The 21,357-nt window shown below is 59.7% G+C and carries 16 protein-coding genes; 2 read left to right on the forward strand and 14 right to left on the reverse strand.

The features are described from left to right. Positions 1-503: 503 nt before the first annotated feature. The 12 genes from HGO38_RS29475 to HGO38_RS29530 form a co-directional block, all read right to left on the reverse strand. Positions 504-1,466, reverse strand: a complete 963-nt coding sequence (locus tag HGO38_RS29475) for a helix-turn-helix domain-containing protein (protein ID WP_250959357.1) — start codon at positions 1,464-1,466, stop codon at positions 504-506. 192 nt (positions 1,467-1,658) lie between these two features. Then, the gene (locus HGO38_RS29480; RefSeq protein WP_250959358.1) at positions 1,659-2,900 is read right to left on the reverse strand and encodes an acyl-CoA dehydrogenase family protein; all 1,242 of its coding nucleotides are present in this window, start codon (positions 2,898-2,900) and stop codon (positions 1,659-1,661) included. Between the two features lie 244 nt (positions 2,901-3,144). Next, complete coding sequence (locus tag HGO38_RS29485; RefSeq protein WP_250959359.1) at positions 3,145-4,563, reverse strand: aldehyde dehydrogenase family protein; 1,419 nt, start codon at positions 4,561-4,563, stop codon at positions 3,145-3,147. Between the two features lie 482 nt (positions 4,564-5,045). Further along, positions 5,046-6,194 carry an HPP family protein gene (locus HGO38_RS29490; RefSeq protein ID WP_250959360.1) on the reverse strand — a complete coding sequence of 383 codons (1,149 nt, stop codon included), beginning with the start codon at positions 6,192-6,194 and terminating at the stop codon, positions 5,046-5,048. A gap of 455 nt (positions 6,195-6,649) precedes the next feature. Continuing rightward, positions 6,650-7,621 carry an ABC transporter substrate-binding protein gene (locus HGO38_RS29495; protein WP_250959361.1) on the reverse strand — a complete coding sequence of 324 codons (972 nt, stop codon included), beginning with the start codon at positions 7,619-7,621 and terminating at the stop codon, positions 6,650-6,652. Next, on the reverse strand, positions 7,618-8,454 hold the full coding sequence (locus tag HGO38_RS29500) for an ABC transporter ATP-binding protein (RefSeq protein ID WP_250959362.1): 837 nt from the start codon (positions 8,452-8,454) through the stop codon (positions 7,618-7,620). The genes HGO38_RS29495 and HGO38_RS29500 overlap by 4 nt, the downstream gene beginning before the upstream one ends. A 1-nt stretch (position 8,455) precedes the next feature. Then, complete coding sequence (locus tag HGO38_RS29505) at positions 8,456-9,529, reverse strand: FecCD family ABC transporter permease (RefSeq protein WP_250959363.1); 1,074 nt, start codon at positions 9,527-9,529, stop codon at positions 8,456-8,458. Continuing rightward, a complete protein-coding gene (locus tag HGO38_RS29510; protein WP_250959364.1) occupies positions 9,526-10,548 on the reverse strand; it encodes a FecCD family ABC transporter permease in 1,023 nt (340 codons plus the stop codon). The genes HGO38_RS29505 and HGO38_RS29510 overlap by 4 nt, the downstream gene beginning before the upstream one ends. Then, positions 10,545-11,384 (reverse strand): siderophore-interacting protein, encoded by an 840-nt coding sequence (locus HGO38_RS29515; RefSeq protein ID WP_250959365.1) that lies wholly within the window; start codon positions 11,382-11,384, stop codon positions 10,545-10,547. Before HGO38_RS29515 ends, HGO38_RS29510 begins: the two co-directional genes overlap by 4 nt. Before the next feature lie 65 nt (positions 11,385-11,449). Next, positions 11,450-13,894 (reverse strand): TonB-dependent siderophore receptor, encoded by a 2,445-nt coding sequence (locus tag HGO38_RS29520; RefSeq protein ID WP_250959366.1) that lies wholly within the window; start codon positions 13,892-13,894, stop codon positions 11,450-11,452. 101 nt (positions 13,895-13,995) lie between these two features. Further along, positions 13,996-14,946: a FecR family protein gene (locus tag HGO38_RS29525; protein WP_250959367.1), complete on the reverse strand. Its 951-nt coding sequence runs from the start codon at positions 14,944-14,946 to the stop codon at positions 13,996-13,998. Positions 14,947-15,003: 57 nt separating this feature from the next. Then, a complete protein-coding gene (locus HGO38_RS29530) occupies positions 15,004-15,576 on the reverse strand; it encodes an RNA polymerase sigma factor (RefSeq protein ID WP_250959368.1) in 573 nt (190 codons plus the stop codon). A 743-nt stretch (positions 15,577-16,319) separates the two neighbouring features. Here HGO38_RS29530 and HGO38_RS29535 point away from each other — a divergent pair. Next, positions 16,320-17,459 (forward strand): FAD-dependent oxidoreductase, encoded by a 1,140-nt coding sequence (locus HGO38_RS29535; protein ID WP_250959369.1) that lies wholly within the window; start codon positions 16,320-16,322, stop codon positions 17,457-17,459. A 185-nt stretch (positions 17,460-17,644) separates the two neighbouring features. On the opposite strand, the gene HGO38_RS29540 is transcribed toward HGO38_RS29535, so the two are convergent. Further along, positions 17,645-18,271: a pyridoxamine 5'-phosphate oxidase family protein gene (locus HGO38_RS29540; protein WP_250959370.1), complete on the reverse strand. Its 627-nt coding sequence runs from the start codon at positions 18,269-18,271 to the stop codon at positions 17,645-17,647. Positions 18,272-18,352: 81 nt separating this feature from the next. On the opposite strand from HGO38_RS29540, the gene HGO38_RS29545 reads away from it, so the two are divergent. Further along, positions 18,353-19,126, forward strand: a complete 774-nt coding sequence (locus tag HGO38_RS29545) for an AraC family transcriptional regulator (protein WP_250959371.1) — start codon at positions 18,353-18,355, stop codon at positions 19,124-19,126. Between the two features lie 287 nt (positions 19,127-19,413). Here the strand turns inward: HGO38_RS29545 and HGO38_RS29550 are convergent, their stop codons facing one another. Then, positions 19,414-20,799 (reverse strand): sensor domain-containing diguanylate cyclase, encoded by a 1,386-nt coding sequence (locus tag HGO38_RS29550; RefSeq protein ID WP_250959372.1) that lies wholly within the window; start codon positions 20,797-20,799, stop codon positions 19,414-19,416. Positions 20,800-21,357 lie beyond the last annotated feature (558 nt).

The following is a 21,357-nucleotide window of genomic DNA, read 5'->3' on the forward strand; positions in this document are numbered from 1 at the left end:
ATGCAGATAATTATTACATGAAAAAGCGTCCGATTAAGGGAAGGGAAAAATCCTGCAATCTGAGAAACCTCCGTCTGGAGCAGATCGATCCCATTCTTTCACTCATCAAAGAACCATAGGGACGATCATCGTCCTGAAGATGAAACACGGTGTAGCGGTATGCCGGCGGGCTTTGCGGCCCGGAATCCTGGTAAACGTGCTTGGTTCTGCACATGACTATTGCTGTAAAGTCTTGAGCCGCGGCAGCGCAATCCGGCTCGCGCATTTAGTCGTAAGTACTATGAATCATAGATTTCAGTTTTACGACCTTATATTCGCTGCTTGCCGTGCGCGCAGATACCACACTGCTGCACCTGACAGTATTAATATCCTCAATCTCCAAGCAGAGATGATGGACACCCCCCCGCCAGGTTCGGCAAAAGATGTGGATGAGACTTAAAGCGTTCCGAGCGCTATTATATTTGCCAAGCGCTAGATCCGCCGAACGGTGCTCGTCCACAGGCCTAAAAGTCGACTGCATGCGCATGGTGAGCTTCCCGGAATTCGCGCGGGGAGGCCCCGAAGCGTTTGCGGAAGGTCCGGCTGAAATACGAGAGATCATTAAACCCCCAGGCAAAGGCTATCTCCGATATCGACAGCCGAAACTGCTGGTTGGCGAGTGTATCAGCACAATGATCCAGACGTTTCTCCAGCAACATCCGTTCGAAACAGGTGTCCTGTTCGTGGAGCAGTCGCTGGATTTGCCGTCTCGATATGCCAAAACGCCGCGCCACCTTGTCGATATTCAATGCCGCATCGGCGGCATTGCCATCGATGTAACCTGCTATGGAACGTTTCAACTCGGATCGAACGATCTCGCGACTTGACTCCACGGCAGGTTGCGTCGCTCCCATTGCAACGGCTGTCAATTGCGCAATGCTCCGCGACATCACGTCGGCTGAGCCCTGGTCGATATCCTGTGCCTTGCCCGCAATCGACTTGAGAAAATCGATCAACACCTCACCGACGCCGCTGTCACGCCCCACGGCCACAGCGAGCGCCGCCTCAGGGCGTTCAAGGAGCGGGCGCAGCAAATGTTGCGGAATACGGAACGACACGACGTTCCAGTTATCGATAAAATCAAGAGAATAGGGGCGCGTCGAGTCGACAATGGCGAACTGGTCCGGATAGACCATCGTTTCCCGACCTGCATGCATCACGCGGCTGCGGCCGGCGAGTTGCAGGTTAAGGAAGAAGCAATAGCGATCGTCGCGTTTGATTTCCCGGCTTCGCCTGTGTACGATCTGGGACTGCGACGTGACGTTGACGACATTGATATCGGAAAGAAGCTTCGATTCAACGCGACTGGAAAAGCCCCCGTTGGTTCGACGCTCCGGCAAGAGATTGATGAATGCCTCGCATAGAACCTCGCGCCAATAGCTGAACTGGTCCTTCTCCGGCAAATGCTCCGTTGTCCAAACAGTCATCCCTTAACTCCAGATCCGCGATTAACTCCCTCCCGCCGCTTCCCTGTTCTTTTTATCGAAACGGCGTTTCGACGCACGTGGTAACCAAGGCTTTTCATCGGGGCGGTCTCTTCAACCGCTCCGATGCCATGCATAGTCAAAACGGCCCGCCGCAGGAACCATAACGCACCTGCAGGCCAGATCAACGACCTGTCAAGCGCCGCAGGCACCCAACGGATCATAGTCGTCGCTCAAAAACATCTCATGGAGCTGTCGCCGACGCGCACCCATATTGCCACCATCATAGAGCGGGAAGCAGAGCGCATCCTGCATAAGCTCAGCCAAAGGATGGAGTTGGGTATAACTGTCGACCCCAACCAGCCGCATCGCGTCGTAAACCACCTGGACTGAAAGTTCCGAGCAATAGACCTTCGCCATGACCGCGAGTTCGAGATCCTCGTAATCGCTTTCGTCCAGACGATGGCACGCCTTCCATGTAAGGTAGCGAGAAGCCTCGATCCGCATCTTGAGGTCGGCGAGCATGAAGCCGACATTCTGATAGCCAATGATTGGCGCCGGGCCCGACCGGCTATCTGTACGCGCGAATTGATAGGCCGTTTCGAATGCCGCGCGCATGACGCCGGTGCATGCTGCGCCGATCAGGGCGGCGGTCCATGCAAAGGTCTGGCCAAGGATGCGTTTCCCATCGCCCGGTTTGCCGAGCAGGTTCGACACCGGCACACGCACATTGTTGAACCGGATACGCGGCGACACTGTTGCGCGATGGCCGAGCGTGTCGAGGAAACCCACCACTTCGATGCCGGGGGTAGAGCCAGGAACGACGATCATTGCCAAAGATTCTTCTGGCCCCTTTGTCGGGTCGGTGCGGCAAGTGACCGTATAGAGATCGCAGGTGGTACCGTCCCACCCCGAGCCGTTGGTCGTGTAGTGCTTCTCGCCGTTGATGACATAGTCATCGCCGTCGCGGATCGCGAAGGTCTGAACGCCAAAGCGCGGGTCCGGACAATCGAAATTCGCGCCACCTGTCACTTCGGTGAAAGCCAGCGCCGCGAGCTTAGCATCGCTTCCAGCGAAGTCGGGCAGGAAACGCTGCTTTTGTTCTTCCGTGCCGAACCGCGCAATGGGGATCACGCCCAGACCAGTGGCGAGCAGGGCGGAAGGCACATTGACATCGATGCGGGCAAGTTCTTCGGCGGCAAGGGCGAAGTCCAGGGTAGGCATCGCGGTCCCCCCGTATGCCACCGGCAGCAGCGCCTTCAGGAAGCCCGCGTCCACCATCTTTTGGTAAAAGGGCCGTGTAGCGTAGAACCTGTCTTCCGGTTTTGCGAAGGGGGCGATCGTTGCCTTTACCTGGCCAAGAACCGTTTCTGCAAACATGCGGGCATTCTGACGAAGAGCCTTTTGCTCGTCGCTGAAGGTGAAATCAATCGACATGATGTAATCCGTTCCCTTTTTTGTTGTTTACGAGCGGCCAACGACGCCGCATCGGCCAATATTTCGGCCAGGGCGAATGCCGCAGGCGCTCGCCATGTCCTCGTGTCGGCTGTCCGTGCCAATCCAGATTCAACACGCTGGCGTCTGCGTTCTGATCCGTATGGCAGTCACAGCATTTGACGCGGTTGCAAACTCAATAAAATCCCGCCTGAACCTCCCCTGCGTTTCTGCCGATACCGAGGGCTTACCGTGCAACGTTAAGCACTTGAATCTGCATGAATTCTTTTAGCCCTTCCTCCGACTGCTCGACGCCGATGCCGGACTGCCGGAATCCCGCCATGGGCAGATCGGGACCGATTGCCAGATGTTGGTTGACCCAGATCGAGCCGGTCTGGATACGATTGGCGACAGCGATGGCCCGCTCGGTATCGGCAGACCAGACCGAGCCACCAAGGGCCTGGGGAGAGGCGTTGATATTGCCGATCACCCTGTCCAGATCGTCGAACCGGATGACCGGGAGAATCGGGCCGAACTGCTCCTTGTCGACGATCTCGTCGCCATCGGACACATTGGTAACGATCGCGGGGCTGATGAAATAACCCGATCGCTCCAGGATTTCGCCGCCGGCGATGACTGTGCCATCCTGGCGGGCCTGTTGGAGAAAGGCTTGCACTTTCTCAAACTGCAGCCGGTTCTGGATGGGGCCGACAGTCGTGCCCTGCTCCAGACCATCGCCGACCACCGCCTCGCGGGCCAGCCGGGCCAACTCCTCGCAAAGCGCGTCATGGATGGAGGCATGCACATAGACACGCTTGATCGCCAGGCAGACCTGGCCGCAATTCAGGAAGCCATAGGTGAAAATCTGCTGTGCGACAGCGGGAACATCGACATCATCCAGCACGATCGCCGGATCGTTGCCGCCGAGTTCCAGCGTCAACCGCTTCAAGGTTCCCGAAGCCCCGGCCATGATCCGCCGCCCGGTTTCGGTCGAACCGGTAAAGCTGATCTTGGCGATATCCGGGTGGTTGGTCAGGAACGGTCCAAGATCATTGTTGTCGGCGATGATGTTGACCACACCGGCGGGAAAGATGTCGCGGCACAGGGCACCCAGCATCAGCGTTGCGACCGGTGTGGTCGGCGCCGGCTTCAGAATGATTGCATTGCCCGCAAGAACCGCCGGCCCAATTTTCCAGCCGGCAAGAAGCAGCGGGAAATTCCATGCGACGATCCCGGCGACGACACCGAGCGGATGGTACCGCACCACAGCAAGTGCAGACGCGTCATCGCGTACGGTACGGCCGGGAAGGTCAAGCGTGGCATAGTGGCGAATATAGCCCTCGACCCAGGCCAGTTCGCCCTTGGCTTCCGCAAGCGGCTTGCCCTGCTCAAGGGTCAGCGCCCGGGCGAGCGCTTCGCTGTTTGCATTGATCGCATCGGCGAGACGAACGAGGCATGCCTGGCGATCCGCATGCTTCAGCGCCGCCCATTGCGGAAATGCCGCCTTTGCCGCGGCAACGGCCTCTTGCGCCTGCTCCTCCGAGGCGAGCCCGACAGACGTGAACGGCTTGCCGGTTGCCGGGTTCACGATGTCAAGCTGCGCAGCGCCCTCCACCAATTCGCCGTTGATCAGCATAAGTGCTTTCAGATCACCATCATTGTTCAAGATATGCTCCTCCGATTCCCAATCAGCTTCCGTTTGACGGAAGTCCGTTGCCCCACCCGGCTGGCAGCGCCATCAATGCGATGTCTGCAAACGCATCATCGGACCACGCCGCCAATCATGGAGTCGTAACGCCGGAACGGATTGACCTCTTGGGCTGTGGCGTCTCGCAATTTGCCCTATTGCGCCTCGACCTGATCTCTCGTGCCGGGTTATTCATGCCGAAAGTGAGCACGAATGATCCCGCCGCGCCCGCTATCGCTATCTTCGCCAGGCGACATGGGTTCGCAATTTCGTGTGCTGCCGTGGGTGCCGGCCGCACAGAATGGGTCCGTTGCGAAGTTTCGGCATGGTTTGCCGTGGCAGATCAACGTAAAAAGGAAAACTGGGGTCAAATCCCTCCGATGTTCCCCAAGCATGCCGCCCTCCTTGCCTGGCTGAGGCAAAAAAGCCGGTCGATTACGGGCCGGCTTTGCTTTTTCGGCTTATTCTCCTGCCCTGTCCGCGAGCATACCGACCATCACATCCGATTGCGAAATAATCCCTACAAGTTTGTTGTTGGCGCCAACAACCGGCAGATAGTGCAAGCCCTGTTCTGCCAGAATGATGATCGCATCTTCGACCGGCGTTTCGGGGGACACCGTTTTAACCGGGGATGTCATGATATCTTTGACCGTGCCGTTGGGAGCGCTGCGTCCCGAGACTATCAGCCGAATTCGTTGAAGAAAGCCGATGGTCGGACGACCGCTTGCCCAGCTTGCTTTGTCGAGCAAATCGGTCTGCGTCACGATCCCGACGACCTCCGCATTATCATTTGTCACGGGCAAAGCCTTGAAATGGTGATTGCGCATCAATTCATGGGCTGTTTTCAACGGATGATCCGGTGCGACGCCCACAACGTCGCGGGACATGATGCTGGCGCAGTCCAGATGTGTGGCTCGACGGCGGTAGGAGCGCAGTTCAGTACGACGCAGTATCGTTTCAAGATCGTCGCGATCGATGTCCAACACCTGATCGAAATCCTTCAGAACATCATCCAGATCGGCCGACGAGAAACCGATGCGCTGGACTGGCGCCGGGTCTTTCGTGCCGTGGTTGCTTGGCTGTATGCGCATCGCGTGCGGATAGCGACGACCAGACAGATTGTTGAAGATGACCGCCACGGTGAGAAGCGCTAAGGAATTGCCCGTCACCGGCCAAAGCACGAAGCCATAGCCAAGATCGTGAATGGCCGATCCGCCAAGAACTGCCGTCAAAGCCACCGCACCGCTTGGTGGATGCAGGCAACGTAGAGCCATCATGGCCGCTATGGCGATGCTAATGGCGAGCCCCGCGGCGGCGACGGGATCCATAACCAGCTTTGCAATTGTAACACCGACAATGGCGGAGACGATATTGCCGCAGAGAATGGACCATGGCTGTGCGAGCGGGCTGGAGGGAACCGCAAACAGCAGGACGGCGGACGCCCCCATTGGGGCGATCAAAGCAGGCAGCGCGGCGGTATCGCTGATCGCCAGACGTCCCAGAAAACCGGTCAGGAGAATGCCAATCAATGCCCCCGTGGCGGAACGAAGCCGCTCCCTATAGCTGACCGGCATCGCCTCTGGCAGGATCAGGCGCAACAGATGTCTCATTCTGCAAATTCTCAATTCGCGTCGGGAATTGGCGTTCTAGCAGAAAACAATCCGCTGTCTGCACGTCAGTGAATCCGCCGGGGTGTCTGACCCACAGAGCGTTGAAAATACGGCGCTCTGCAATCCATTCAAGCTAGCAGTGTTTCTCCGATAGCGCGCGTACAACGTGAACCCGAAACATAAGATTGTTCTCGGCCGCCATTGCGAAAGCAAAAAATGCCAGCGCCTTGACGGATCTGAACCATCGGCGCGTCCATTCTCTATGGTAGCCCACCGAGGCACTCTCCGATCAAACCTGTTCGGTCGGCAGAATGAACAGCTCCGCCACGTTTACATGTGCCGGCGCCTAGCCTGCAAAGGATAGCATTGGCAGTGTCAGCCGGCTTCAGGAACCGAACCGCAGCCCGATAGACCGGTTCCCCTGCGTCCGAAATCCGGCCAGAACGAACGTCTTGTCATCTCCTTAGCGTATCGAGGATCAAGGGCGGAAGTCGGTCGAGCAAGTAGGTTATAGACAGGGGCGACTGAAACCACAGGGCCGCGCTCAGGGATATGTCTTCTTCCGACAGCCACAGGCACCTGCCTTGTTTGTAAACAGCAAGAGACGTGAAGACGGCGATATCATCCAACGGGCCTCGAACATCGTTCGGCCAGATCAGGAGATCCAGATCGAGCAATTCCGCGTGCTCCAGGCTGATGTGGATCCAGCCGGCTGGACTGGCGAGTGCCTCGAGAGAGGCTGGGACGTTCAGACCCAGTTGCTCGATGAAACGGGTGGGAGCAGTGCGGTTGCTCCACAGGACAAACTGGCCTTCGCGGAAATCCGCAAGGGCTGCGGATCGACCCATAAGTGCCGGGTAATCGACACGGATCCGTTCGATCCGCCGGCCTATTCCGTTCGTCATCACCGTAGCATCCGAGGATCGGCCGAGGGCACGGGCGATCAGGGCAAATTGTTCATCCCATGGGGCGCTCCAGGCCGGGTAGCCTGCGGGCGCCGCCACCACAGGGGCGATGCGTGAAAGCTTGCGATACGCGCGTTCATCCAGATCCAGATATACGGCCAGGATCAGATCCGGCTCAAGGGACAGTATCCACTCGTAGTCGAGATAGCGGCTGCCGGTAACCTGGGGCTCAGCTCCAAGATTCAACCGTGCCGGTTCCGCCCATGGCCAGGTGGCGTAAGGTCGCTTCCCCCACCATTCGGTTACTCCGAGTGGCGATATCCCCACGGCATAGACGAAATCCTGGTCGTTCAGGCCGAGACAGACGACCCGTCGCGGTTCGGCAATGATGACAGTCTCCCCATGTCGATGCCGCACGGTCACCGGAAAGTCCGGTTTGTCGTTTGCAGCGGTCGGCCTTGCCGGAAAGGCAGAGGTGACGAGTCCGGCCCCGGCAAGGCCAAGTATCTCGCGACGCTTCATGCCCCCTCTCCCCTCGCAGCCAAGCCGGCTTCGCGGCGCGGGCAGGGAATGATCAGCGGACTACCGGTTACCGGGTCCTCGATGATCACGGCCGAAAGGCCGAATACCTGCTCGACCAATGCCACCGACATGATCTGTAGCGGCGGGCCTTCGGCGAAGACCGTGCCGCCTTTGAGGGCAACGACGCGGTCGGCATAGCGACAGGCCTGGTTGAGGTCATGCAATACGGCAATCACGGTGCGGCCCTCGCGGCGTACCAGCCTTGAAAGCAGTTCCATGACTTCAACCTGATGAGCGATGTCGAGAAAGGTCGTGGGCTCGTCGAGCAGCAGAAGCGGCGTTTCTTGGGCCAGCACGACGGCAATCCAGACACGCTGGCGCTGGCCACCCGAGAGTTCATCGACGCGGCGACCTGATAGGTCCGATATCCCCGTCAAGGCGAGGGCCTGCTGAACCGCGGCGGCGTCCTCAGCGCTGCATTCGCGAAGAAATCGCTGATGGGGGAAACGTCCTCGCCAGACCAGATCCTCCACCAGAATGCCCTCCGGCGCCATCGAGGATTGAGGGAGCAGGCCGAGACGCTTTGCGACGTCTCGGGACGGAAGGGTATGGATCGATCGTCCATCCAGCAGCACCTCACCGCGTTCGGGGCGGATGACGCGCGACAGCATCTTCAAGAGCGTCGACTTGCCGCTACCGTTGGCGCCGACGATGGCCGTGAACCGTCCGGCCGGCACTTCGATGCTGAGGTCGGCAATGACCCGCGTTCCGCCAAAGCCGATTGAGATCTTGTGTGCGGACAGCGAGATGCCGGTGTTTTCGCATGGACCCATATCAAAAAACTCCAGTCTTTGTCTCCCGCCACAGCAGCCAGCCGAAATAGGCGCCGCCGAAACAGGCCGTCAGTGCGCCGACCGGCATCTGCACATCAGAAAAGGCCAATCGTGCAAACAGATCTACCGAAAGCAGGCTCATTGCTCCCACAAGAGCCGACGGCAGGACCGCCAGTCCCGATGTCCCCATCGTCAGGCGAGCGAGTTGAGGTGCCACCAGGGCAACGAACGGTATCGGACCGCATATGGCAGTTGTCGTCGCAGTCAAACCGACGGCGATAACTACAGCGGCAATCCGGCTCCTCGCCACAGCAATACCATGCGCAAGCGCCAGTTCATCGCCAAGCTCCAGCTGGCGTAACGAACGGGACACAGCAATCGCAGCCGAGAGAAGAACCAGGAACGGGATGGCGGCAAAAGCGAGGGTCGAAGCGTCGATCTCGACCAGCGATCCCGCCCGCCAGCCGGCGGCGAGCAAGGCCCGGTGCAGGTCGGCCGTTAGCATCAGCCATGTATTGACCGCGTGGAGCATGGCCGACACACCGATGCCAACCACGACCAGCCGCAGTTGCGGCAAGCCGTTTGCGCTGCGGCTCAGCGAGCCGACGAAGAGGGCTGTCAGCACTCCGCCGCCAAAAGCACCTGCGGCAATGCCCGCGAAGCCGCCACCGGTGCAGATGATCGTCAGCAGCACACCGGTTTGGGCACCTGCATCAAGGCCGACGAGATCGGGGCTGCCGAGCGGATTTCGGGTCACCGATTGCAGCAAGGCGCCGGCGACAGCCAGTGCTGCGCCACACAATAGGGCTCCGGCGATGCGCGGCAGGCGCCATTCGAGGACGACAAGAGACAGTCTCTCGTCTGCCCGGCCAAGGAGCGTCAGGGGAAGATCGCCGAGTGACACGGGATAACGACCGATCGCCAGCCCTGCGGTGATCAATACCAGCGCGACAGCCAGAAGCCAGATGCCGGATATAACGGTGCGCCGCTTCAAACGCAGGCTGATGTGACCGATCGGTCCCCGGAGCAGATGCCATGGCGACGATGGCAGAGCACCCGACTGCGGCTCTTTCATCGGTTCAGCCTTCCGCGCGCCAGTCCGATCAGGACCGGCGCCCCAAGAAGGGCAACGACGATGCCGACCTGCAACTCGGCAGGCCGAAGAATGAGCCTGCCCGTCACATCGGACAAGAGCAGCAGGCTCGGTGCCGACAATGTCGATAGGATGAGGACCCGCCGTTCATCCGGCCCCACCAGCATGCGCACGAAATGCGGCACCATCAATCCGATGAAAGCGATCGGTCCCACCGCAGCCGTCGCAGCTCCACAAAGAAGCGCAATCGACAGAAGGATCAGGATCCGCACCTTGACGATTTCGACGCCGAGGCCAACCGCATTCTCAGGACCGAGGGCCAGCGCATTGAGGGTTGGCCCGGCATAGCTCGCCAGCCCGATGCCCAGAACGGTCGGGCCGAGAATGGCAAGCGGCACGTCGTAACCGATCGTCACCAGGGAACCGGCGCTCCACTGGCGCATCTCATCGAATATTTCCGGATCGCTCAGCATGACGATCGTCGTCAACCCTCCAAGGGCCGCCGTGAGCGCCACCCCGGCCAAAAGAAGGGAGATTGGTGCACTCGACCGGCCGGAAGAACTGCCGCTCATGCCAAGCACCAACAGCATCGCGCCCATCGCGCCGACGAATGCAAGGATCAGCCGCCACTCGATCGACGAAAGGCCGAAGAGTGCGATGCCGGCGACCATCAGCGCTGCGGCCCCGGCATTGACACCGAGAAGCCCCGGATCTGCGAGCGGACTGCGCGTCAATGACTGCATCAGCGCACCGGAGGCTCCAAGCCCCATGCCGGCGAGAAGACCGAGCAAGGTTCGTGGCCCGCGCAAGGTTTGCACGAGCAGGGTTTCAAAGCTGGGTGCCCGCCCGGTCAACACATCAATCAGCGCGCCCGGCGACTCCGTCGCAGTTCCGAGAGCAAGGCTTGTCAGTAAGGCTGAAAGCAGAAGGATGAGCACTCCGGAAAGAACGATGCCCCTTCCGGCCCGGCGGGTCGCCGCCGGGGTGGCGGACGCTCTCATGACTGCAGTCCTGCCGGTTTCCAAGGTGTCGACAAGGCGGCTAGGACAGTCGTGTCCAAGGGGGGCCGACGGGGCCGCAGGCGCTCATCGTCGATCCAGTAGGCAACCAGCTTGTGCCTCTCGGGCTTGAGCTTCAAGGTGTTCTTGACATGCTTGCGAATTGTCCGGATCGCCTCCTGTTCGCCAGCCGCCCAGATGTGTCCTGGCCCAGGAGGCAGGGGGATCAACGGAAAGACATCGCCCAGCCGACTTTTCCAGTGCCCGTTGCCGCTGTCAGTGAGCCAAGTGACGACAACATTGTCGCGCTCCGGCAAAGGCTGGATTTGGTCCGGTGTCGCAACCTCGATGACGACCCTGCAGGCAAGATCGCCGGGTTTCTGCTCGATAAGGCGCGCCGCGGCTGGAATTCCCGTGGCGTCGGCCAGGATCAGTTGCCACGGCAGCCCTTCGGTCGGTGTATAGAGGCCGCGCGGATTGTTCACGACCATGCGATGGCCGGCCTGCGCCCGTTGAGCCCATTCGCTTGCCACGCCGCCGGGGTGCACGACGAAATCGACGTCGAGTTCGCACCTGCGGCGATCGAAGCGCCGGACGGTATAGGTCGAGCAACGCACCGGAGGCCTGTCTTCGTGATAGCTCCAGCGACCTTCCCCATCGATGATCGGCAACACCAGTTCGCCGGTTGCTTCGTCCTCAAAGAACAGGCGCAGATATTCGTCCGCCATGCCCGTGGTGCGGAAGTTCCTAAGATCGTCTCCGCAAAAGGTGATACGCAGCATGCCTGGCGTGAGAAGCGTCTTGGACGAGACGGTAACGTCGAAAAAATTGCTGTCCATGGAGTGCGAGCCCATTTATGCCCCCCGCGCCCGGAGGCGGTCGCCCCCGAGCACAGGATAGGTTGTTACCAGGTGTAGCGGATGCTGCCGATCACGGATCGGCCGGGATCGAGATAGCAATATCCGCTCGTGCAGGTCGTCTCGCGTCTGTCGAACAGATTGTTGGCGTTCACCTGCAGCTTCAGTCCCTTATAGGCCGGATCAAGGGCCGCGAAGTCATAACTTACGCTGGCATCGAACAGCACCCGGGCACTGTTTTCCAGGGTATTGGCGTCGTTGCCATAGCTTTTGCCCTGGAAGCGCGCGCCGGCGCCTATCGCAAGACCGTACAGCGCGGTGCTCTCTGGCAATTGATAGTGCAGCCACAGCGAGGCCATATGGAACGGCACGCTGGAAACGTAGTTATCGACGGTCGCGTCCGGGCCTTCGAGGATTCTCAGATCCGTGTAGGTGTAGGAACCCGAAATCGAGAGGCCGTTGTCAAGGCTCGCAACCGCTTCGAGTTCGACGCCGCGCGAGCGCAGTTTGCCTCTTTGCACCTGCGTGTTGACGCCGTTGACCGCCTCGTAGAACAGGCCGTTTTCCTGGTCGATGTTGAAAAATGCCGCCGTGACGATCATGTTTGCGTCGGGAACCAGGTATTTGACGCCGATTTCCTGCTGGGTGCTCGTCGTCGGGTTGAACGGTGCATTCGTAGTGCTGTTCCACCCGACATTGGGAGAGAACGCCGTCGAGTAGCTCGCGTAGGGTACGAAGCCCCATGGCGTCTCATAGGTCGCACCGATACGGCCGGAGAACTCGCCGTCATCCTGATCGAGCGACGTCACGGCACCGGAGGTCAGGTCCGTATTGTCCGTCTTCGTCGATACCCAGTCGTACCGGCCGCCCATGGTCAGTGTCCAGGCATCGTAGCGGATCTGATCCTGCAGATAGAGACCCGTTTGCAACTGGCGCTGATCGGTTCGCGAGGTCAGGGCCGGCGTGGCGATGTAATTTCCGTAGTTCAGATTGTTGGTATCGAGAGGATCGGCGGTGCCGTAGCCGGCCCGCGACACAAAATCGACCCACGCGAAATCCACGCCGCCGATAACGGTATGATCCAGTTGCCCGGTCTGGAATTTGGCCTCAAGCTGATTGTCGATGACGAATGCATCAAGGCTATGAAGTTCGTATCCGGTACCCCGATCGATCAGGCTGGAATCGGCGGCATGAGCGGTGCCGTCATAGGTGTAGACGTATTTAGACGTGATATCCTGCGTCGAGTAGCGGGCGTTCTGGCGGAACGTCAGGCCGTCACCGAAGGCATGTTCGAACTCCCAGCCGAAGCGGGCCATGTCGTGGTCCAGCGCGCTGAAAGCCGGATCGCCGGATTCGTATCGACTGACATGACCGGCTGCGTCGTTGTAATAGGCGGGATTGCCGCCGGTTTCCGAGTGGGAATATTCCCCGAGCAAGGTCAGCTTGGTGTCCTCGTCCGGCTTCCAGGTGAGCGCCGGGGCTATGAAGGCGACGTCGTCGTCAACGGCTTCGAATTCCGTTCCGCTCTTTCGAGCGACGCCGGTCAGACGGTAGAGAAAACTGTCATCGTCCTCACGGACGGGTCCGGAGAAGTCGAACTGGCCCTGATACCGGTCATCCGTGCCGAACTGGGTCTCGACTTCGCGCAGGGTCTCGTCCGTCGGCCTTTTGGTGATGACATTGTAGAGCCCGCCGGCACCCGTCGCGCCGTATAGCGCGGAGGATGGGCCACGCAGGATGGAGATGCCCTCGATTCCATAGGGTTCGGTCAAGAAATATCCATAGCCAGCAACCGGCTGGCGGAGATTGTCGCGGAAAACGCCGGTATTGGTGACGTTAAAGCCGCGCACGAAGAAGGAATCATATCGAGGATCCTGCCCATAGGCATCGGTGCGGGCGCCGGGCGTGTAGGCGATGGCATCGGTCAGGGATTGAGGATTGCGGTCGCGCATCTGCTGCTCTGTGACCGTCGAGACCGACTGCGGCGTTTCCGCGAACGGCGTATCGGTCTTGGCCCCGGTGGCGCTGCTGAGGCCAACATAGCCTTCTGCATTGATCACACCGCCGCTGCCGCCGTCCACCTGGATCTCGCCGAGAACCGTACCGTCGCCAACTGTCCGGAGCCCCGTGTTCTGGGACGAGGAACGCTCGACGAGGCGAACGGTGCGTTCGTCGCTGAAGTCGTATTGAAGATCGCTGCCAGCCAGGATCTGCCTTAGCGCTTCGTCCATCGTAAAGTTACCTGATAGGCCGGGTGTCGTTTTGCCGCGCGTGATCCGACTATCGAAACCGATTTGTACTTGGCTCTGGAGCGCCAACTGATTGAGGGCGGTGGAAAGCGGTCCTGCCGGAACGGCAATCTTCAAGGTCTCCTGTTGCGCCGAGGCGGCGGCCATCGAGACCATGTAAAGGCTCGCACTAGTCAGCAGCAGCATATGGAAAATGCGGCGGACGGAACGGTGATTATTTGCGGTGGATAGTTTGACAGACATGAAACCCCTCGTCTCCTGATGAGGCAAAAGGCACCAGACGGCGTTTGCCTCAATCCATAGACGAACGACGCGAAAAGTTGAGGCTGTCGCTCCGGAAATAATTAATAGATGATCGTTAAGACTGGACCGGCTCTGACGATCTTAATACCAAAAGCCCGGCCAAAGGCGCGGAGCGCAAGTTCGGGATCCCCCAGATCGAAAGTGCCGCTGATGAGCCGGCGGCCCGTGGCAGGGTTGGCGATGACCAGGCGCCCCGGCAGCCTTCTGAAAATCTCCTCCATCACCGAGGCAAGCGGCCGCTCCTCGAAAACGAGCCTGTTTGTCAGCCATGGCGCCTCCAGGTCGGCTGGCACGTGGATGATGTCACTCAACCGACCCTCCCGATCGTAGGCTATCCGGTCGCCGGGATGCAGGACCACACCCTCCCCTCTTGCTTCACCAACGACCGAAACCCGGCTCTCGGCAACTGTGACCTCGGCCATGCCTCCAACAAGATTGACGTTAAAGGCGGTCCCAAGTGCCCGGACTTCGCCGCCGCCCGCTTCCACGACGAAAGGCCGTGCCGGGTCCTTGGAGACTTCGAAATAGATCTCGCCGCGCAGCAGCCTGACCAGGCGAGTGCCGGGGGTGAAGTCTTCGTCCAGAGCGCTGTTGCCGTTCAGGTGGGCAAGGGTCCCGTCCCCTAGCGTGACGACGGTGGTCTCATTGCTTGCCGTCAGTGCGTCGGCCGTCATGCGAAGCGGCATGTCGAAGGCAAACCAGAGACAGAGCCCGAGCAGCAGAACGGACACGGCCGCCACCTTGGAGAGAACGGGCCCGTCCTTGCCGGAGTTCAAGCTTCGCATGGCGAAATCCGCGTCTTCGCGAAGGATAGCCCGGCTCTCGCCGAGGATCCCGGCGGCACGTTCATAGGCCGCGGCGTGCTCGGGCCACGCCGTGAACCATGCCTCGAAGGCACGCCCCTCGTCCGGCGACAATTCCCCTTCGCTTCGGCGCAAGGCCCAGTCCGCCGCCGCCTCGCGGATCACGCGTTTGTCGGGTTTGTTGGCCATGAGACTTTCGCTGATTTCCGATACATTATAGACGAACGAACCGTCGGGCTTGGGCTGTCATCCCAGTTCGTCGATCCGCTCCATGCAATGCAGCAGCGCCTTGCGCAAGTGCCGGTCGATCATGCGACGCTTGATGGCAAGTCCTTCGGCGATCTCATCCTTCGACAGCCCGCCGATGCGATGGGCGATGAAAACGCTCCGGCATTGCGGAGGCAAGTCCTCGATCGCCGCCCGGATGGCCGCCACATATTTGGCCCGGTCGAGATTGTGCAGTTCGACAGCGGGTCTCGCGGGCACTGCGACACTGTCTCGGTCAATCTGCGCGAAAAGCCTCCTTTCGAAACTCTGGCGACGCAGCCGATCGATGCCAAGGTTGGTGGCAGCCCTGATCAGAAAGGCGCGCAGCGAGGACTTGCCCGCCAGAACATGCGGTCGATGAACCAAATGCAGATAGACGTCATGGACCACTTCGGTCGCGCCCGCAGCATCAAGGCCCCGGCGACGAGCCGCCTTGCGGATATCCTCATAATACACTGTGATCGCCGTATCGAGGATCGCCTTTGCCCTCTGCGCGGAAGGTTGACCAATCCCGATAATCTCCACGGCTGCGGATTTGATGTCACCTGTCACTGGACGATAGCCTTTTCGAGTACCTCGACCTCCATTTAATAAAACGTGACAGTATAAGTCTAGTTTAAAATTTCGACATTTGCAGAGCGACCAATCGATCTCTGCCCTTGCTTGCGATATGCCGGACTGGTGCCATTGGACACACCCGCAGGTTTGTATGTGCCCGCCACGCCTCAGCGAGCCAAAATCCGCAAAGCAAGTCCACATTTCGAGCCGAGAAAGGCGATCAAGCCTTAACGCCGTCGATGAGCCACTCCCACGTCCGCTCGAAGTGTGCATCGATCGATGCTGAATGTCGAATTCGCCGCTAGCGGCGCGCGCCAGACGAAGATGAACCCGATGTCTACAGCTATAGCCCTCTCCTCTACCGCCGCATGGTGTCAGTCGCAGCACAGCCTGACACCATTGATCAGCGCCTTGAGGCATTCTGTGACCGGCAAAGGTCTGATGGACTACCGACCGTCAGTTTGGGAATGAGGAGGCGATAGGTGCCGTTGCCGGGTGAACTGCTTTTCCGATTGGGATGGTATTTCGGGAAAGGCGCGGGGAAGCATGTGCGATATCATCCTTGTTGAACCCGACAGTTTCCTGTATCGATCAAACGTCGCGAAAAACGTCGGCCTGCCTACAGCGTCCGTGCTCCGCAAGCTGCCGCATATACGTCGCTCACGCCTGCGCGTGACCGCCCAGCGCCTCCCAACAACCGCCAGCATCGAAGGATGCTGCGAGACTGGAGCGCGCATATGCGAAATACCATTGCCATCATCGGCGCCGGCCTTGGCGGCCTGACGCTTGCCCGTACCCTGCACCGACACGGGATCGAAGCGACGATCTACGAAGCCGAGCCGTCACCGACCGCCAGGAAGCAGGGAGGCCTGCTCGACATACACGAACATAATGGTCAACTCGCGCTCAAGGCGGCCGGTCTGCATGACGCATTCCTGCGGCTTGTGCGGCCAGGTGAAGATGCAAAACGCGTCGTGAACAAGGATGGGATCATCCTGCTGGATAAGCCAGGGGACCGCCCGCCCCGGCGCCCGGAGGTTGATCGGGGTGAGCTTCGCGCCATGCTGATCGCCTCGCTTCCAAACACTACGATCCGGTGGGATCACAAGGTCACGGATCTGGCTCAGACCGGAAACGACCGGCATGAGATCAGCTTCGCCAACGGAACCCGGGCGACAGCTGATCTGCTCGTGGGCGCTGACGGTGCCTGGTCGAAAGTCCGCCCGGTCCTTTCCGATGCCAAGCCGATCTATTCCGGCACCTGCTTCATCGAGATAGCGTTTGCTGCCGGCGACGCGCGCTATGCGAAAAGCGTGGCAGCGATCGGGGCCGGCACCCTCATGGCAGTGGCACCGGGTAAAGGTATCATCGCACATCGTAATGCCGATGGCAGCGTCAACGGATATGTCGCGTTGAACGAGCCGGAAGCGTGGATCGAGTCTATTGACTTTAGCAAGGCTCGCGCCGGATTGGACATCATAGCCCAGCAATTTGCAGGCTGGGCGCCGCACCTTATCAGCTTCCTCACTGGCAGCGTTGCCGATCCCACGATCCGTCCGATCTATGCGCTACCGGTCGGGCATCAGTGGCAGCGGAAGGCCGGCCTGACCCTGGTCGGCGACGCGGCGCACCTTATGTCCCCGTTCGCTGGTGAGGGCGCCAACCTCGCCATGTATGACGGCGCGGAACTCGCTCAGGTGATCATCGACACCCCCGACGACATTGAATCGGCCTTATCCAGGTATGAGGAGGCCTTGTTTCCGCGAAGCCGTGAAGTGGCGGCAATGTCGGCGCAGAACCTGAGGCTGTTCTTCAGTAAAACTGCCCCGGGTAGCGTGGTCGATCTCTTCAGCAGCTTTGCGGCATCCGACGCATGACAGCAGCCTCATCGCACCACGTCCATGCTCAGTTCCGCCTCCCGAAAACGAACCTTTACCGGGACAGCAGACGCTGGGCGCCTCGCCGTTTTGAGGAGAATGCAGGCTCGACGTCGTATTCGATATCCGCGCTGGAAGTCCATGCGGCAAACTGCGTGGCGCTGAAGGCGGCTTGCGAACGGGCGTCAACCGTAGAGTCCGTTCCGCATCCCATGGTCGTATTGCGCGTCAATGGCGTCCGCAGCGGCCCGATCCTGCTTGGTCATGGCGGCTAGCATTTGCCCAGGCGTTGGAAGACTATTCCGATCCAACCGTGATGCCGGATCCCAAAGCCGCGCTCGGTTCACCGCCTTTCCGCAGTGGAACAAGACCTCATCCACTGCGACGACGATAGCCGTCTTTGGGATCTTCGCCCCTTCCGCCAGCGCTGCGCAATGTGCCGGATCGTCCACGATGCGACCGCGGCCGTTGATGCGCATGAACAGATCCAGGCCGGGGAACAGGAACAGCATGCCTAGCCGATCATCGAACGTGAGGTTGCGCATTGACTCGATCCGGTTGTTCCCGGGCCAGTCGGCGAACGTCACCGTCGTGTTGTCGAGCGCGCGCACGAAACCGGGCGGGCCACCCCGAGGCGACGCATCAAGTCCAACGCTCCCCCCTGTCGCCAAGCAGAAGAACGTCGCTTTCGCCAGATATTCGACATGAAACGAATTCAGTTCGGGCGTCACCGCCTTCTGAATGTGCTCGGAGGGCGGCGCGTACAGGCGTTCAAGATCATGCTCGGCGAGGTATACATCGGGTGGGGTCATCGGCGTTCTCCTGAGAATGGTATAGCTGTTTGCGAAAGGCTGGGCTAAGCTATCGGAGCCAATCAGTATCGAGTTGCCGCCATGCTTGAAGAAAAGCTCGCCCTTGCTGCCAGTGACGCTCGCGACCCACTGATCATCGCGCTTTACGAAGCGCAAGCAGAGCATCGCGAACTAGGCACCCATAGTCATGCGCGCGGACAGCTGTCCGGGCTGCGCCACGGGCTGCTGACCATCGGAACCGATGCGGGAGCCTGGATCGTTCCTGCCGATCATGCGGTTTGGCTTCCGCCGCATCAGCGGCACTACGGATGGACCCATGGCGCCGTCGAGGGCTGGAGTTGCTATATTTCTGAGGCGGCATGTGCAACGCTGCCCGACTGCCCCTGCACGATCAGGACGTCGGGTTTGCTGCGCGAAGCCGTTATGCGAGCGTCGAACTGGCAGGGGAACGACCTCACTCCGGAGCAGTGGCGCCTCGCACAGGTCATTCTGGATGAGCTGCGGGCCGCTCCGGTCGAACCATTTGGATCGCCGATGCCACGCGATCCGCGCCTCGTTCTCATCGCGCGTGCCCTGCTCGACGATCCGGGTCACGGACGCAACATCCAGGAATGGGCGCAGTGGGCAGGTATCCCGGAACGGACGCTGAGCCGCCGTTTCGTCATCGAGACGGGTTTCACTTACACGGCTTGGCGCCAGCGAGCCTGCCTGATGCGGGCGCTTGAGATGCTTGCCGAGGGGCGCGCCGTGACCACCGTAGCGTTGGATATGGGCTATGATAGCGTCAGTGCCTTCATCGCCTTCTTCAAACGCTCGTTGGGCGTCACGCCATCGGCCTACTTTCGACGCACATGAAGGGCGATTTATTCAAGCTACGGCACCTATGCGCACGCGGTCGCTCTGCGAGCATGAACATGAAGGGATGACGGGCTCCAGGCGATGGACGTTCGGTCCGGACGGCCGAGACTGGGCGTTTCCTGCCCTTAGGTGCAGGCCTGCGTGTTATTCCAATCCCGGTTGGTCGTCCATGCGGCAATCGGCTGTGAATGAGTAGCCATCGCCCGGAAATCAACAGCCGCTCGCTCTTCTTTCGCTCCAGACCGATCTCGGACGTCGACAAAAGAACCTTCGGCATGTGCGCTCTAGCTGAGAAGATCGTCGTTAACCACCACACTACCGCGTTTTATCGCCTTCGCTTGATACAACGCGGCATCGGCGGCTTTTAACGCCGCATCACAGTTGGTGGAAGTACCGTCAGCCTGGCTTATACCGAATGACGCGCCGATCGAAACCTCACAGGTCGGCAACTTGAATTTCGCTGCGAGCGAGGCCGCCAATCTTTGGCAAGCCTCTCTTGCTTCCTCGGTCGAAATACCGGGCATGAATATCGCGAACTCGTCGCCACCAAGACGAAAAACCCGATCCGAACCGCGCGTCCCAGATCGGAGTCGCTCGGCCACCACTTGCAGCAACTCGTCGCCAACCGCGTGACCATGACGATCGTTGACACCCTTGAAGCCATCCAGATCGAGACATATGACCTGTGTCACGGCAGCGCTCGTGCAAGCGGCGAACTCCAGCTCCAGCAAAAATCGATTTGGAAGACCTGTAAGAAAATCATGCGTTGCGGCGTGGCGCATTTGACGTTCGCGCCCCAGAAGGGACTGGGCAGCAGAATGGGACGTTCTGATCATCAGATACGATCCTATGATCAGGACCAGGCTCACCGTCACGATCAGGGGAAACGATTGCCGCAATATATCGCTTGCCGGAGTTGGCGGACGCCACGATATGACTTCGACCTCGCCTTGTGGCCCTACCGCAACCGCCGCCCTGGCGCGGTCCGACGAAACCTCGCGCAAAGGCTCGATGCGCGCGTCGTCGAGATCGAAGCGTTTCCCGAAGACGCCCTGCACCGTGCCGGCGATCGGCATGGCCGTGATCAGAATGGGTCCACGCGGTCCCTTGGGCTTCGACGTTCCGAAATCCGGTTGAAACAGGCTTGCGGAAAGGAGAACAGATTCCTCGCCGATGACCATGATCCGGCTTACCGCAATCGGTTGAGGAATGCCGGCCTGTTTGGGCTCCTGCTCTCTTATGCGAACGCCTTTCACCAGCTCCGCCGCGTCCTTTGCGATCGCCGCCGGACCCCTGACGAAATACGGCAGACCCTGCACGGTCTCATCCGTCTTGGAATAGATGATCTTATCGGTGGCATCGAGCACGATGGCCCCGCGCGTGCGCGACGTACCGATCAAGGATGCACCAATATTGCGGTCAGTCCATGCCCGATCAAACTCGTTGTCGAGATTGGCGATCGCTTCGTCCCAGACCGTCCAGGCGGTCAGCGAAAATTCAACCTCGCTGATCCAGATGGAGACGTTCCGCTCGACCAACATTTCCTGCCGCCGCCGGGTTTCCGCATCTAGCTGCCCTACAGCGAAATAGGAAGTGGCGGCCATGCCGGCGATGAGGACGGCCACGCCGATAATAGTTGGGCCAACCAGTTTGAAACGAACGAAACGCATACCAAGCCGATCGATAAGGGATCGCTCACGCAAGAGCTAAGAACTTGATAGCCGGCGGTCCTTTCAATCCCGTTATCTCAAACACGAAAGTTTGTCGGACCGCTCCGAAGGTGCGGCCGGCTCTGCTGGCCGGAATAGCCATGGTTGAGCGCTCAGGACCGAGATGCTCGAAATGCCTCGCGGACAAATGAGGGGCGAGAACAAGGTGCGCTTCAGCAGTACCATCAACGAGATCATGAGGCGTACCTGCCGATCAACTGCGTCATCTCAATTGCAGTTAATCTGAGAATCTTCCCGGTCAGATTCTCACGTTAACTGCTAAACCGGCTCGAAGAGAGCCGCATTCTGACGGTTAACTGCCAACCGACACGTGGGTCGGCAGCTGAGAAGATGTTTCTGCCCGTTTGAGCCGACAAACCAGCGTCACACGCCTTGAGATCCCATCAGGGGTGAGTAGCGGCCTGCACCGTGGCAGAGTGAGGTCGCTAGAAAACTCTCTGGAGGCCAATCATGCCGATAACAGCAGATCAAACTCAGGCGCAGACCACTACCCCCGTC

The organism is Rhizobium sp. CG5 (genome assembly GCF_023701945.1).
GTDB lineage: Bacteria > Pseudomonadota > Alphaproteobacteria > Rhizobiales > Rhizobiaceae > Allorhizobium.